The sequence below is a fragment of the Streptococcus mitis subsp. hohhotensis genome, from assembly GCF_000722775.1.
GTDB classification, from domain to species: domain Bacteria; phylum Bacillota; class Bacilli; order Lactobacillales; family Streptococcaceae; genus Streptococcus; species Streptococcus carlssonii.
This window is the reverse complement of record NZ_JPFZ01000009.1, coordinates 213,676-226,386: the sequence shown is the minus strand read 5'-3', so window position 1 is coordinate 226,386 and position 12,711 is coordinate 213,676. Positions and strand designations below refer to the sequence as shown.

16 protein-coding genes and 1 tRNA gene are annotated in these 12,711 nt (G+C 39.9%); 5 read left to right on the top strand and 12 right to left on the bottom strand.

The genetic code is table 11. From position 1 onward, the window contains the following. Positions 1-37 precede the first annotated feature (37 nt). Entirely contained in the window at positions 38-229 is a 192-nt protein-coding gene (locus tag SK608_RS11650) for a hypothetical protein (RefSeq protein WP_033676739.1), read from the top strand. A 39-nt stretch (positions 230-268) separates the two neighbouring features. Here the strand turns inward: SK608_RS11650 and rpsU are convergent, their stop codons facing one another. Further along, entirely contained in the window at positions 269-445 is a 177-nt protein-coding gene (rpsU, locus tag SK608_RS03850) for a 30S ribosomal protein S21 (protein ID WP_000048054.1), read from the bottom strand. Between the two features lie 212 nt (positions 446-657). Here rpsU and SK608_RS03845 point away from each other — a divergent pair, with 212 nt between their 5' ends. After that, complete coding sequence (locus SK608_RS03845) at positions 658-1,242, top strand: rhomboid family intramembrane serine protease (protein ID WP_023945626.1); 585 nt, start codon at positions 658-660, stop codon at positions 1,240-1,242. 203 nt (positions 1,243-1,445) lie between these two features. On the opposite strand, the gene SK608_RS03840 is transcribed toward SK608_RS03845, so the two are convergent. Continuing rightward, positions 1,446-2,153: a glucosamine-6-phosphate deaminase gene (locus SK608_RS03840; RefSeq protein WP_033676735.1), complete on the bottom strand. Its 708-nt coding sequence runs from the start codon at positions 2,151-2,153 to the stop codon at positions 1,446-1,448. A gap of 150 nt (positions 2,154-2,303) precedes the next feature. Here SK608_RS03840 and queA point away from each other — a divergent pair, with 150 nt between their 5' ends. Further along, on the top strand, positions 2,304-3,332 hold the full coding sequence (gene queA / locus SK608_RS03835; RefSeq protein ID WP_033676732.1) for a tRNA preQ1(34) S-adenosylmethionine ribosyltransferase-isomerase QueA: 1,029 nt from the start codon (positions 2,304-2,306) through the stop codon (positions 3,330-3,332). Positions 3,333-3,408: 76 nt separating this feature from the next. On the opposite strand, the gene SK608_RS03830 is transcribed toward queA, so the two are convergent. From SK608_RS03830 to mnmL, 5 genes are all read right to left on the bottom strand, one after another. Further along, positions 3,409-4,269 carry a YihY/virulence factor BrkB family protein gene (locus SK608_RS03830; RefSeq protein ID WP_033676730.1) on the bottom strand — a complete coding sequence of 287 codons (861 nt, stop codon included), beginning with the start codon at positions 4,267-4,269 and terminating at the stop codon, positions 3,409-3,411. A gap of 141 nt (positions 4,270-4,410) precedes the next feature. After that, a complete protein-coding gene (locus SK608_RS03825) occupies positions 4,411-6,465 on the bottom strand; it encodes a cation:proton antiporter (RefSeq protein WP_033676728.1) in 2,055 nt (684 codons plus the stop codon). Between the two features lie 11 nt (positions 6,466-6,476). Beyond that, positions 6,477-6,731 carry a hypothetical protein gene (locus SK608_RS03820; protein WP_000361085.1) on the bottom strand — a complete coding sequence of 85 codons (255 nt, stop codon included), beginning with the start codon at positions 6,729-6,731 and terminating at the stop codon, positions 6,477-6,479. Further along, a complete protein-coding gene (mnmM, locus tag SK608_RS03815; RefSeq protein WP_000828406.1) occupies positions 6,724-7,281 on the bottom strand; it encodes a tRNA 5-(aminomethyl)-2-thiouridylate-methyltransferase MnmM in 558 nt (185 codons plus the stop codon). The genes SK608_RS03820 and mnmM overlap by 8 nt, the downstream gene beginning before the upstream one ends. Next, positions 7,265-8,221 carry a tRNA modification radical SAM protein MnmL/YtqA gene (mnmL, locus tag SK608_RS03810; protein ID WP_033676725.1) on the bottom strand — a complete coding sequence of 319 codons (957 nt, stop codon included), beginning with the start codon at positions 8,219-8,221 and terminating at the stop codon, positions 7,265-7,267. The genes mnmM and mnmL overlap by 17 nt, the downstream gene beginning before the upstream one ends. 91 nt (positions 8,222-8,312) lie before the next feature. Here mnmL and SK608_RS03805 point away from each other — a divergent pair, with 91 nt between their 5' ends. Beyond that, positions 8,313-8,672, top strand: a complete 360-nt coding sequence (locus tag SK608_RS03805) for a DUF3397 family protein (RefSeq protein ID WP_033676723.1) — start codon at positions 8,313-8,315, stop codon at positions 8,670-8,672. Between the two features lie 240 nt (positions 8,673-8,912). Here the strand turns inward: SK608_RS03805 and SK608_RS03800 are convergent, their stop codons facing one another. The 5 genes from SK608_RS03800 to SK608_RS03780 all read right to left on the bottom strand — a co-directional run bounded on the left by SK608_RS03800 (position 8,913) and on the right by SK608_RS03780 (position 12,184). Next, complete coding sequence (locus tag SK608_RS03800; protein WP_033676721.1) at positions 8,913-9,221, bottom strand: hypothetical protein; 309 nt, start codon at positions 9,219-9,221, stop codon at positions 8,913-8,915. Between the two features lie 190 nt (positions 9,222-9,411). Continuing rightward, positions 9,412-9,484, bottom strand: a tRNA-Thr gene (locus SK608_RS03795). A gap of 100 nt (positions 9,485-9,584) precedes the next feature. Continuing rightward, positions 9,585-10,370, bottom strand: a complete 786-nt coding sequence (locus tag SK608_RS03790; protein WP_033676718.1) for an ABC transporter permease — start codon at positions 10,368-10,370, stop codon at positions 9,585-9,587. 1 nt (position 10,371) lies between these two features. After that, positions 10,372-11,190, bottom strand: coding sequence for an ABC transporter permease (locus SK608_RS03785; RefSeq protein ID WP_033676716.1), 819 nt, complete (start codon positions 11,188-11,190; stop codon positions 10,372-10,374). A 1-nt stretch (position 11,191) separates the two neighbouring features. Further along, the gene (locus SK608_RS03780; RefSeq protein ID WP_001240787.1) at positions 11,192-12,184 is read right to left on the bottom strand and encodes an ABC transporter ATP-binding protein; all 993 of its coding nucleotides are present in this window, start codon (positions 12,182-12,184) and stop codon (positions 11,192-11,194) included. Between the two features lie 186 nt (positions 12,185-12,370). Between SK608_RS03780 and SK608_RS03775 the strand changes: the two genes are divergently transcribed. Further along, positions 12,371-12,580 (top strand): hypothetical protein, encoded by a 210-nt coding sequence (locus SK608_RS03775; RefSeq protein ID WP_200872049.1) that lies wholly within the window; start codon positions 12,371-12,373, stop codon positions 12,578-12,580. Positions 12,581-12,711 lie beyond the last annotated feature (131 nt).

The following is a 12,711-nucleotide window of genomic DNA, read 5'->3' as shown; positions in this document are numbered from 1 at the left end:
AGATTTTTGCAGGCTTTGGAGTATTTATTTATACTCAATGAAAATCAAAGAGCAAACTTGGAAACTAGCCATAGGTTGCTCAAAACACTGTTTTGAGGTAGCAGATAAGACTGACGAAGTCAGCTCAAAGCACTGCTTTGAGGTTGTAGATGAAACTGACGAAGTCAGTAACCATATCTACGGCAAGGCGACGTTGACGTGGTTTGAAGAGATTTTCGAAGAGTATTAAAAGAAAAAGGACTAGATTTCTCCAGCCTTTCATTTCTAATTAGAATTTTTTACGTTTACGAGCTGCTTCTGATTTACGTTTACGTTTTACAGAAGGTTTTTCATAGAATTCACGTTTGCGTGTTTCTTGAAGAGTACCAGCTTTAGTAACCGCACGTTTGAAACGACGAAGTGCGTCGTCAAGAGATTCATTCTTACGTACTACTGTTTTAGACATTTTTTTCACTCCCTTCAAGTTCAAGATCTATTCTATTTTACACGTAAAAGGAATAATTGTCAAGAAAAAATGCAGGTTAATTTTGATTATCTTCAATTTTAATCTTGTTGTTAATCTTGTTAAAATTGATTAACATTTATAGATGGAAATGATATAATAGTGACACATATTGATTAGCAAAAATTAGTATTATTTAGAAGTGAATCTATAACATGAAAAGAATCATAAAAATTTACCCTGTGGTCAGTATTTTAGTTGTAATTTGTTTATTGCTAGGAATTCTTACTACCTTTTGGGGAAGTGTAATGTATGACTTATTTGCATTTCATTCAAAGCCAATTTATTGTTGGCAATACTTTAGTGGTACATTTATGCATGGAAGTAAAGAAGCACCAGTATGGTTTATATGGTTTCATTTAGTTTTAAATACTTTAATGTTACTTCCTTTTGGTGGGCTATTGGAGTATAAAAGGGGATCAAAATATGTATTTTTAGTTTTTATTACTTCTATGGTAATATCTTCAATTGTATTCCATATATTAACACAGAATCAAGAAATTCAGGCATCGGGTATCTCTGCTATTGGCTATGCTTTTGTAACAGGTGGGGTGATGAATATGTTTAGTATATGGAAAAATTTCAATTTAGGATTAAAACTATTTTATATCCTTTTAATCGTTCTATCTCTCACCATGCTTCTACCAAATATAACAGGCTGGATTTCAACCTTTCTTCACATGTCAGGAATTGCCAGTTATATCATGGTTTCCAGCATCAACAACTATCGACTGTCTTAATAAAAATCGTATAGTATCATAAAAAATAGTCAATGCAATTATATCACAGTTTACAGACATTTAATAATTTTCTATTGGATACCTTTTTATATGAAATATCGACAACTGTTACGGGGATTTACAGAAAAATTTCTTTTAGCAGGATAGTGAACATTTGAAGTAAAAAACCACTCACTCCAAAGAGCAAGTGGTTTTTATACTTTTTATTTTTCTAACAAGCTAAGCGCTTCAGCATCTGCAATAATAGTCACATCAGGGTGATTTTGGAGGCTACTTGCAGGTAGATTCTCAGTCACCGGGCCAGACACTGTTCCAGCAATGGCTTCTGCTTTCGACTCACCGTAAGCAAAGAGAATAATTGACTTGGCATCCAAAATGTTTTTAATTCCCATTGAAATGGCTTGAGTTGGGACGTCTTCAATCTTGTCAAAGAAGCGAGCATTGGCTTCAATAGTAGACTGGTCCAGTTCGACTAGATGCGTTTGACTGTCAAATGGAGTACCAGGTTCATTAAATCCAATATGTCCATTGCGACCGATTCCCAAGATCTGGAGATCAACTGGATGGTCAGCCAAAATTTGGTTGTAGCGTTCAACTTCAGCTTCAGCATGATCCTTAACCCCACGAGGCAAGAAACTTTCTTTAAATGGTTTTTGGTTGAACAAGTTTTCTTGCATGAAGTGACGGTAAGACTGAGGATTGTCGCCATCAAGGCCTACATACTCATCAAGGTTGACACTTGTTAGATTTGAAAAATCAAGGTCACTCTCAACAATTTCCTTGTAAAATTCAAGTGGGCTACTTCCTGTCGCAAGCCCTAGGGTTTGAGCTCCATTGGCCAATTTATCCTTCAAAATCTCAAAAGCAACTTTTCCACCTTCAACTTGGTTTTCAACTTTAATGACTTTCATCTTTTCATCCTCCATTTCTGTCTATATTTATTATATGGTATAGACCAATTTTTGTCAAGTGAAAACGATTTAATTTCTAAAAAAAGAGCGTCCAAACTTGAAACATGTTATAATGGATAGGATTAGAACTTAGAAAGAATGAACAGATATATGAATACAGCTGATTTTGATTTCCACTTGCCTGAAGAATTGATTGCCCAAACACCCCTTGAAAAACGGGATGCCTCTAAACTCCTCATTGTCAACCGTGAGACGGGAGAAATGCAGGATAAACACTTCCACTCTATTATTGATATGCTGGAACCTGGTGATGCCCTTGTCATGAACGACACCCGAGTTCTCCCTGCCCGCCTCTATGGTCAAAAGGAAGAAACTGGAGGCCATGTGGAACTTCTCCTGCTCAAAAATACTGCCGGAGATGAGTGGGAGGTTCTGGCAAAACCTGCCAAACGCCTCAAGGTTGGTACACGTGTCAGCTTTGGTGATGGTCGCCTCAGCGCTGTCGTTACAGAAGAACTAACCCACGGGGGCCGCATTGTCCGCTTTGAATACCAAGGAATTTTCCTAGAAGTCTTGGAAAGTCTGGGAGAAATGCCTCTGCCACCTTATATCCATGAAAAACTAGATGACCGTGAACGCTATCAAACCGTTTACGCCAAGGAAAGTGGCTCTGCTGCTGCACCGACTGCTGGATTGCACTTCACCAAAGAACTGCTGGCAGAAATCCAAGCTAAGGGTGTTCATCTAGTCTATCTGACTCTTCATGTCGGACTCGGAACCTTTAGACCCGTTTCAGTTGACAATCTGGACGAACACGAAATGCACTCAGAATTTTACCAGCTTTCTGAGGAAGCTGCCACCACTCTTCGATCTGTCAAGGAAAATGGAGGCCGTGTCATCGCTGTCGGAACCACTTCTATCCGCACCTTGGAGACTATTGGTTCCAAATTTAATGGGAAAATCCAAGCAGATTCTGGCTGGACCAATATCTTTATCAAACCTGGCTATGAATGGAAGGTCGTGGATGCCTTCTCAACCAACTTCCACCTGCCAAAATCAACTCTGGTCATGTTGGTTTCTGCCTTTGCAGGTCGCGAATTAGTCTTAGATGCTTATCACCATGCCATTCAAGAACACTACCGCTTCTTTAGTTTTGGCGATGCCATGTTTATCTATTAATTTCATAATGAAAAAAACGCATATTATCAGGCATAAAACCTTGATAGTATGCGTTTTGTAATGGATAAAAAATGAGTTAATTTATTCTCAAGCTCGGATCTTTCAAACTCTGGACACTGGCATTGATCACCGCACCGACAATCAAAATCTTAGCGATGAGAATAAACCAGAACATCATGACCACCACGACGACGGAACTGAAAAAACGCACGTCCACTAGGTGATTGACATAATTGTTAACATAGACTGAAAAGATATTGAGCAGTAAGGCCAGAGTCAACAAGACAAAGGCACTACCTGGTAATACATGTTGAATCCGTCGCACCTTGACATTGGGCAGAAAATAATAAAGCATGACCAAGATAGCAAAAATCAAGGCATAGACCAAGGGGCCTGTTAAATCTTGCAGATAATCAAAGAGAGGACTATCCGATTTCCAGTAGCTCTTGATAAGGTTGAGAAGCATTCGCCCAAAGACACTGAGAAAAAGAGCTAAGGCAAAGAGAATCTGCAGACCAAAACTGACAAACAAACTCATGAGTTGATGAGAAATCATCCCACGATTTTTTGCTACTCCGTAAGCTTTATTAAAGGCTTTCTGTAGAAAATTCATAGATTTTGAAAAGGTCCAAAGGGCTGATAAAACCGCAAAACTCAATAAACCCGTTGACGGTTGGGTCAGTACTTCTGTAATAATCTTTGCAACCACATCATACATGGTATCGGGCAAAAATTCATTGACAACCTTTAAAAAATTAGAAACTGGAATCTGAAAATAAGGTAGGATATTGACCACCACCAAAAGCAGGGGGAAAATCGAAATCAACCAATAGTAGGCTACTGCGACACTGGTCAACTCACTATCTGATGCTTGATAATAATGCAAAAAAGCTTTTACTAAAGGCTTGTCTGTCAGCTCTTTCCACCACTTCTTCATGTCACACTCCTTCACTTACAATCTTATACTCAATGAAAATCAAAGAGCAAACTAGGAAGCTAGCCGCAGGTTGCTCAAAGCACAGCTTTGAGGTTGCAGATAAAGCTGACGTGGTTTGAAGAGATTTTCGAAGAGTATTAACTAATTTCTTCTTACCAATTCCACCATATCATAAGGTAAGGTATTGGCAGCTTCCTTCAAGGAATAGTTCTCTAAGTTATTGACATTTTGTCGTAACTTCTTGGCATACTTGGTCGTAATCAATCGTTTTTCTTCATATTCGAATATCAACTTGCGCTCTAGATAATAGCCTCTCAGCATTTCATCGATATTGTTGGGCTTGACGCGATTGATAACCCGTTCGACAAAGGCACCACTGGTGATGATAGCTGTTTCTCGGAGACGAGAATCCTGCATGAAGCTGATTAAAGAACTCTTGTAAACCCCTTTTAGATTCTCCAGACTTTCGATAATCATCTCTGTATTTTCTAGATAGAGCTCTGCAATTTGGTCATAGTCAAGGGCTCTAAGTTTCTGTGATTCTTCATTTTTCCAACTACGGAAGGTCTTGCCTAAGGTAAAGACTTCGTGAAGGAGAAAACGTAAAATCCGCAAGGAAACAAGGAAATAATAGGTCAATCGTGACGCAAACTTACGATTGATACTTTGTTCCATGTTTTTCAAATAACGTTGGTAGACTCGATAGGCACGCTCACTCATCTTGTCCTCTTCGTAAGCCTGTTCTAAACCATCACTTTCAATACTGAGGATGAGAAGTTTTAAGGCCTCCCAGTCTTCTTGAGCCCCCTTATTTTCTTGACTCAGGATAAGGTTCTCTATTCGTCCATGGTAATTGTCAATAGCCGCATAGAGGGGAAGTTTATTTCTGGTATCTTCCAACTCTTTTTCCAACTCTATCGTTACTTCATTCAAAATGGCGATATGCATGAGATAGTCCTTGCTTTCTTCCTGTTCGTCAGAAAGATGAGGCAAGACCACGAGGCCTGTTAAAAAGCTTACAAGCGTCACACCTGCAACAAGGAAAAGCAAGAGAGGATACTTCTGTTCTAGATTACTTGGTATCAGAAGGATTGTAGCAATCGACACCGTTCCCTTGACACCTGAAAAGGTCAAAAGAAGCATGTCCTTCATATACTTATTTAGCTTTTTCTTGAGACGTCTAGTCCTATAGGCATAATAGCCATAAATCATGACAAAACGAATAGCAAAGAGGACAAAGGTAAGGGCTATAAGAGATCCCAATAAAAGTAAGAGATTATAGATTGGATTGGTTAAGATAGGCTCTGCTATCATTTCCAGCTCCATCCCTAAAATCACAAAGACAGAACCGTTGAGCATAAAGTTTACTGTATGCCAGACCGTCTCAGTCACCGTATCCACTTGGGCTTCGAGGAGCGTGATTTTCTTAAAACGGCTTGCCTTTAAAATCCCAGCAACTACAACGGCAATAATCCCTGAAACATGGACTTCTTCTGCCAGGAAAAAGGTCACCAGAGGCAAACTCAATTCTAATAAAAGTTCGCTGGCAATATCCGTTGCTCTCACACTCAGCAAGAAGCTATGTAGGAAACGGTTAGTCATGGCTGTTAAAATGCCAATCAAAAAACCGCCTAGGATTGAAAAGATGAGCGAACTACTCGCTTGCCTAAGGGAAAAGGCTCCAGTTGTCCAGGCTGTCAAGGCCACCTGAAAGGCAACCAAACCAGATGCATCATTCAAGAGTCCTTCACCCTTAAGGATATTGGACACGCGCTTAGGAAAGCTAAAGCGCTCTGAAAGAGAGGCAAAGGCCACCAAATCCGTAGGTCCAAGGGCTGCCCCAACAGCCAAGCAAGCCGCCAAGGGGAGGCTGAACCAAAGAAGATGGGCCAAGCCACCTAAACTCAGGGTCGAGATAAAAATCACTGGAAATATGAGGTAAATAATGATTCGCCAGTGTTTTAAAATAGCCGTAATATCCGCTTCTTCCGACTCTCGGAAAAGCAAGGGCCCGATAACCAGAGCCAAAAACAACTCTGTATTGAGGTGAAAGTCAGTATTGGGTAAAAAGAGACCAATCACAATTCCCAAAAGAATCTGCACCAAAGGGAGAGGCAAAAAGGGTAGGAGCTTATTGGTGGTACTTGAGACAATCAAAACCAGTAAAAATAGGATTAGGTAAATCAGTAATTCCACGCACATCCTCCTTAATCTTTTTTACAACAGGATTCAAATATCTCCTTCTGCTCTTTGATTTTTTGGTCAATCTTGGAACAATCTTTGTGCTCAATTTTTCTCTGGCACCGTTCCATTTCAAGAGCAACTAATTTTTTCTTGATTTTAAGCATTTTTTTGCTCATATGTGCTTGGTCTAACACACCCACCGCTCGTTCGTGGTGGGTTGATTCGACAAAATTCTGGCGCATGGCATCCAGCTTTTCACGTAGGTATTGTTTATCCATGTCTATATCTCTCTAATTTTTCAATCATTACTAAAAATGGTGGGTTGTTAACTTGATTAAGCGTTCGGTAAATGGCAGCTGTGTACTCTTGTTGGTTCAACTGGCTCACAAAATCCAAGACAGCATCCCTCTCGAGATCTCCTCCATTATGACCGTAGTAGATCATGATAGCAATCCGTCCCCCTTTGACAAGCAAATGACACAGCTTTTCTAATGCTTCAATCGTCGTCTGTGGTCGGGTAATGACTGACTTATCAGCTGATGGCAGATAGCCCAGATTAAAAATCCCTGCCTTGGCTTCTGTCACAAACTGGGCCAGTGTCTCATGGCCTTGCAAGATTAACTGGGCATTTGTCAGGCCAGCCTGATGCAAACGCTCTTGGGTCTTTTCCAAGGCTTGCTCCTGGATATCAAAGGCATAGACGTGCTTGGCTAGCTTGGCCAGAAAAAGCGTGTCATGGCCATTTCCCATAGTCGCATCCACTACGATATCGTCTTTTGTCACTACCTCAGCTAAAAAATCATGTGCCATCTCAAGTGGTCTTTTCATTTTTAAACTCCTGTTTTACAGTCTTGCATCCTTGAACACTTCCACGACGTCGCATTTCCATCTCAATGCTGTTGAGGACTTCCCATTTATTGAGGCTCCACATAGGCCCAATCAGCATATCTCTAGGTGCATCTCCTGTGATTCGATGGATGACAATACGTTTAGGAATGATTTCCAGTTGATCACAGATGACCTTAACATATTCGTCCTGGCTCATCAACTGCAAGCGTCCTTCATGGTAATCTCGTTGCATACGCGTATTGGTCATTAGGTGAAGCAAGTGCAGTTTAATCCCTTGAATATCATTATCCGTAACACAGCGACGGACATTTTCAACCATCATCTCATGGGTTTCACCAGGCAAGCCATTGATCAGATGGGAAACAATCTCAATCTTGGGATACTTTCTCAAACGTTTGACCGTTTCCACGTACAATTCATAAGAATGGGCGCGGTTAATCAGGTAAGAGGTTGTTTCATAAGTGGTCTGCAAGCCCAATTCAACCGTCACATGCATGCGCTCCGATAACTCAGCCAAATATTCGATGGTTTCGTCTGGCAAACAGTCTGGTCGCGTTCCGATATTGATTCCTACTACACCTGGCTCATTGATAGCCTGCTCATAGCGCTCTCGGATGACTTCCACCTTTTCATGGGTGTTGGTAAAATTTTGAAAATAAACCAGATACTTCTGCACATCTGGCCACTTACGATGCATGAAGTCAATTTCCTTATAAAATTGCTCACGGATAGGCGCATCCGGTGCCACAATGGCATCTCCAGAACCAGAAACCGTACAAAAAGTACAGCCCCCATGAGCTACAGTTCCATCACGATTGGGACAGTCAAACCCCGCATCAATAGGGACTTTAAAGGTCTTTTCTCCAAAGAGTTTTCGATAATAATCATTCAAGGTATTATAAGATTTCATAACTTTCATTATAACAAAAATCACCCACAATCTCAAAAGCCTGACTTTCCTATAAATTCCTCTGTTTCTCGTTTCCATTAGCCTTTTTTTATGATACAATATGGGTATGATTTTAATGAAATTAGCATCTATTTTATTATTGATACTGACTTTAGTAGTCTGCATTATCATAACCAAACTTTTTAGATTAAAAAAACTAGGACGAAACTTTGCGGATTTGGCTTTTCCAGTCTTGATATTTGAGTACTACCTAATCACAGCTAAAACCTTTACCCATAATTTTCTCCCTAGACTAGGACTAGCCCTCTCACTCCTAGCCATTATTCTCGTTTTTTTCTTTCTTTTGAAAAAACGTAGCTTTTACTATCCTAAATTCATCAAATTCTTCTGGCGTGCAGGATTCTTATTAACCCTTGTCATGTATATCGAGATGATTGTTGAATTGATGGCCCAGAAATAAAAAACTAAATCGAAAACACCTCAATCAAACTAAAATACAATGATTGAAGTGTTTTTTCTTTATATCTTTTTTAATAATTCTTATACTCAATGAAAATCAAAAAGCAAACTAGGAAGCTAGTCACAGGTTGCTAAAAGCACTGCTTTTAGGTTGTAGATAGAACTGACGAAGTCAGCTCAAAACACTGTTTTGAGGTTGCAGATGGAATCAGATGTGGTTTGAAGAGATTTTCGAAGAGTATTATTTCCCTTCTTTATCAGGAAAGATAAATCCAATACCAATGCAAGCTAGCACACCTGCTCCAATCACCAAGCCACTTGAAATTGGCAACAGGTCCAAAATTGCATTTGCGATGATAAAGGCAATAATGAAACACATCAGACTAGCCTTGTAATCCTTTTTCAAAAGATTCTCTAGAGTGAAAAAGAGGAACAAGCCTACCGGAATCAATGACCAAAGGTTAATGTCCAAACTTGGCCAGCCAACAGAACCAAAATACACTACTGTCGCTGCTGCTACTAAAAATACAATCCCCAATAATTTTTTCATTTCTTTATCTCCGATTTCTTTTTTATGAACTTGAGTTATCTGATAGTGACGCCTCACGTCCCTTACAAAAATCATTATAGCAGAGGTCAACTTCAAGAACAAGTTCTTTTGCCTATCTGGTCTCTATCTCGGTCTAAATGGTTCAATAATTAAGAAAAAAAGAAACCCAGTAGAATGAGTTCCTTCACTTTGCCGATTGCAGGGATTGAACCTGTGACCTAGGCTTTACGAGTGCCTTGCTCTACCAACTGAGCTAAATCGGCTATTACACTTACAGTATAGCACTCTGAGAATAGATGTCAAGGAATTTTCATCTCTATTTAAAAAAGCCTGTCATAAGACAAGGCTTTAAGTTTATTCATCTTAGGACCCAGCACTTTCGTAAGAATCCAAGCCCCTATCCCAGAGTTTAAGGGAAATGACAAAGAAAGCAAGGGAAATCAAAATCAAACCTCCGATGTTAAAGATTACATCCTTGTCCTGCAAGAAATAGCTGGCAGGATAGTAGGCCGTAAAGGCAAAAGGCACGATAAAGCTAATCAACCAACGAAGAAATGAATTGTAAATGGAAATGGGATACTTGGCAAAATCATTAAACATATAAAAAATGTAAATCATGGCGCCTGACTGTTTGGTCCAAAAAGCGATACTAGCTGTCGCGATTTTCAAGGAAGTATAAATCAAGGTCGCAAAAGGAATACAAACTAGAAAAAGCAGGAATTTTGGAAGAGTCCAAGCAATACTGGTCACGGTTGTTCCCAATAAAATACCACCGACTAAGAGTTCACCCAAGGCATCAATCTGAAAGGTCTCAACTAGGATATGAAAGAGAGGATTGATAGGACGAGTCAGGTATTTGTCAAATTCTCCTTTTCGCACTAGGCGTTGGCCCAGTGCCCAGAGATTGTCAAAAAAGAGATGGTCCAAGCCCTTGGGAATCAAGGAAAAACCATATATAAAGGCGATTTCTTGAAAGCTCCAACCTTCTAGTGATGGGATGTGTTGAAAGATGACATTGAGAAACAAGAGATTCAAACCTTGGGTCAGAAAAACTCCCAGGACACCAACTACAAAATCCACCTTGTATTCCATGATTTGCTTGATGTATTGTCTAATAAAAATCAGATGCATGCGTTGATATTTTTTCATACTAACCTCCTTGAATGGTGATAAATGACTGGACTCGTTTCCAAATCAACTGAGACAAGCCCACCATCACTAAGAGCCAGAAGAACTGCAAAAGGAGTGCCTGAAGCATCTGATTAGCATCGTATTTCCCAACAATAATCATTACCGGAGTGTAAATCAAGGATGAAAAAGGCAGGAAGGACAGAATATCTGAAACAACCTTTGGAAAGAAAGCCAAGGGAATCAAACTTCCAGACATAAAAGCCACCAAGGAAGTCTTGAGGAGATTGGAACCCCATAGATTTTTAAACACAAAGGCAGAAAATCCAAAACAGATATTAAAGAAAAAGTTAATCAGATAGGCCAGCGTTAAGCTAAAAAGATAAAGGACAGTTAATCCCAGCACTTCTGCAATCCCTTGCCCAGATAAGATTTTCATCAAAACAATGACACTTAAAAATGGAAGACCAACAGAGATAAAAATCAACCACTTGGAACCAAGCTCGGTAAAGAGGTAAGAAGCCGCAAAATGCACTGGTCTCAACAAACGCATGATAATGGAACCATCCTTGACCTCCTCCCCAATCATAAAAGAAGAATCTGACCTAGTAAGAAGATTGGTCACAAAACTCATAATGATGTAGAGGGTGATATCCGCCATACTGAAGCCCTGAATTAAAGACTCCTGGGAGGAATCAAAGACTGCCTTCCAGAGATAAAAGGCTACAAAAGCCCCCATGACATCCCCAATCCGATAGAGAATAAAGTTGACTCGATAGGTAATCAACTCCTGAACACCTGCATTGATAAAGGGTTTATAACGTCTCCACAATTTGACCATCTTAGAGCTCCTTTCGGTAGAAGCGGCGGATAATATCCTCGATATCTGTATCCACCATTTTCAAATCGCGGATTTCAAAATCAGACAGGGTTTGCTTAATAATATCAGCTGATTGGTAGCGAGAACTATCAAACTCAATGTTGAGGCTATTCCCCTGTCTATCAATTGTCATATCCGAAAAGCCTTCATAGTGAGAAAGGAGATGACTTTGACCTGGTAGCAGTTCAAAGGAGAGAGTCTTCATCTTACCAAAGGTCTCCTTGAGTTGGCTCACCGTTCCATCAAAAATCTCTTGCCCCTTATCAATCATAAAAATTCGATCACAGAGTTGCTCAATGTCGCTCAGGTCGTGAGTAGTCAAAAGAATGGTTGTTTCTTCCTCCTGATTGATCTGAGTAATAGCCCGACGAATGTTATCCTTGACCGAAACGTCCAAACCAATGGTCGGCTCATCTAAAAAGAGAACCTTGGGATTGTGGAGCAAGGAAGCTGCAATATCCGCCCGCATGCGCTGTCCTAGTGAAAGAGTCCGTACGGGATCCTTGATAAAGTCCTTCAAATCCAAGACTTCATTCAAAAAATCCATGCGCTTATGAAAGAGCGAGTCTGGAACATCGTAAATCTCCTTCAAGACTGTGTAGGTCTCTTGCAGGGCCAAATCCCACCATAGCTGGGTGCGTTGTCCAAAGACTACGCCAATATCTTTGACATAATCTTGACGATTATCCTGAGGAATCTTGCCGTTAATCCGACAAAAACCAGATGTCGGTTTCAAAATCCCAGTCAGCATTTTAATGGTTGTCGACTTCCCAGCACCATTAGCCCCGATGAAGCCTAAAATCTGCCCCTTTGGGACCTCAAAGGTCAAATCCTTGACCGCTTCAAAGGTCTGCTTTTCAGGATGAATAAAGGAGCGCAAAGCCCCCTTCAAGCCCGGTTCCTTAACAGTCTTCACAAAATTTTTCTGAAGATGTTCCACTTCTATCATTGCCATAAATCTCTCCCTATGGTAAGGAATAGAAAATCGTATTTTCAAACACAAGTATTCTAAATCCTTACTTTCTACACCTTCTACATTTTATTATTACAAAATGCTTTATACCAACCTATTATAATCCAATAAAAACTAGAATGCAAGCGTTTGCTTAAAATTTGTGAAATTGAAAATTTTTCTCTTAAAGTGGTATTTTTATACTCAATAAAAATCAAAGAGCAAACTAGGAAGCTAGCCGTAGGTTGCTCAAAACACTGTTTTGAGGTTGTAGATGGAACTGACGAAGTCAGCTCAAAACACTGTTTTGAGGTTGTGGATAGAACTGACGAAGTCAGTAACCATACATACGGCAAGGCGAAGCTGACGTGGTTTGAAGAGATTTTCGAAGAGTATTAGTCCAAAATTCTGGCTTAATAGTCTCCTTAAAACACCAAAAAAACCCACCCAATGGGCAGGTTTCATCTGTATTATTCAGCTAGATTATGCTTTACCTTCTGAACATAGCTGATTAACTCTCTGTATTTCCT

Excerpts from the sequence above, each read along its gene's own strand:
- SK608_RS11650 (WP_033676739.1), top strand. The coding sequence starts at position 38 with ATGAAAATCAAAGAGCAAACTTGGAAACTAGCCATAGGTTGCTCAAAA.
- rpsU (WP_000048054.1), bottom strand. The coding sequence starts at position 445 with ATGTCTAAAACAGTAGTACGTAAGAATGAATCTCTTGACGACGCACTT.
- SK608_RS03845 (WP_023945626.1), top strand. The coding sequence starts at position 658 with ATGAAAAGAATCATAAAAATTTACCCTGTGGTCAGTATTTTAGTTGTA.
- SK608_RS03840 (WP_033676735.1), bottom strand. The coding sequence starts at position 2,153 with ATGAAAGTCATTAAAGTTGAAAACCAAGTTGAAGGTGGAAAAGTTGCT.
- queA (WP_033676732.1), top strand. The coding sequence starts at position 2,304 with ATGAATACAGCTGATTTTGATTTCCACTTGCCTGAAGAATTGATTGCC.
- SK608_RS03830 (WP_033676730.1), bottom strand. The coding sequence starts at position 4,269 with ATGAAGAAGTGGTGGAAAGAGCTGACAGACAAGCCTTTAGTAAAAGCT.
- SK608_RS03820 (WP_000361085.1), bottom strand. The coding sequence starts at position 6,731 with ATGGATAAACAATACCTACGTGAAAAGCTGGATGCCATGCGCCAGAAT.
- mnmM (WP_000828406.1), bottom strand. The coding sequence starts at position 7,281 with ATGAAAAGACCACTTGAGATGGCACATGATTTTTTAGCTGAGGTAGTG.
- mnmL (WP_033676725.1), bottom strand. The coding sequence starts at position 8,221 with ATGAAAGTTATGAAATCTTATAATACCTTGAATGATTATTATCGAAAA.
- SK608_RS03805 (WP_033676723.1), top strand. The coding sequence starts at position 8,313 with ATGGGTATGATTTTAATGAAATTAGCATCTATTTTATTATTGATACTG.
- SK608_RS03800 (WP_033676721.1), bottom strand. The coding sequence starts at position 9,221 with ATGAAAAAATTATTGGGGATTGTATTTTTAGTAGCAGCAGCGACAGTA.
- SK608_RS03790 (WP_033676718.1), bottom strand. The coding sequence starts at position 10,370 with ATGAAAAAATATCAACGCATGCATCTGATTTTTATTAGACAATACATC.
- SK608_RS03785 (WP_033676716.1), bottom strand. The coding sequence starts at position 11,190 with ATGGTCAAATTGTGGAGACGTTATAAACCCTTTATCAATGCAGGTGTT.
- SK608_RS03780 (WP_001240787.1), bottom strand. The coding sequence starts at position 12,184 with ATGGCAATGATAGAAGTGGAACATCTTCAGAAAAATTTTGTGAAGACT.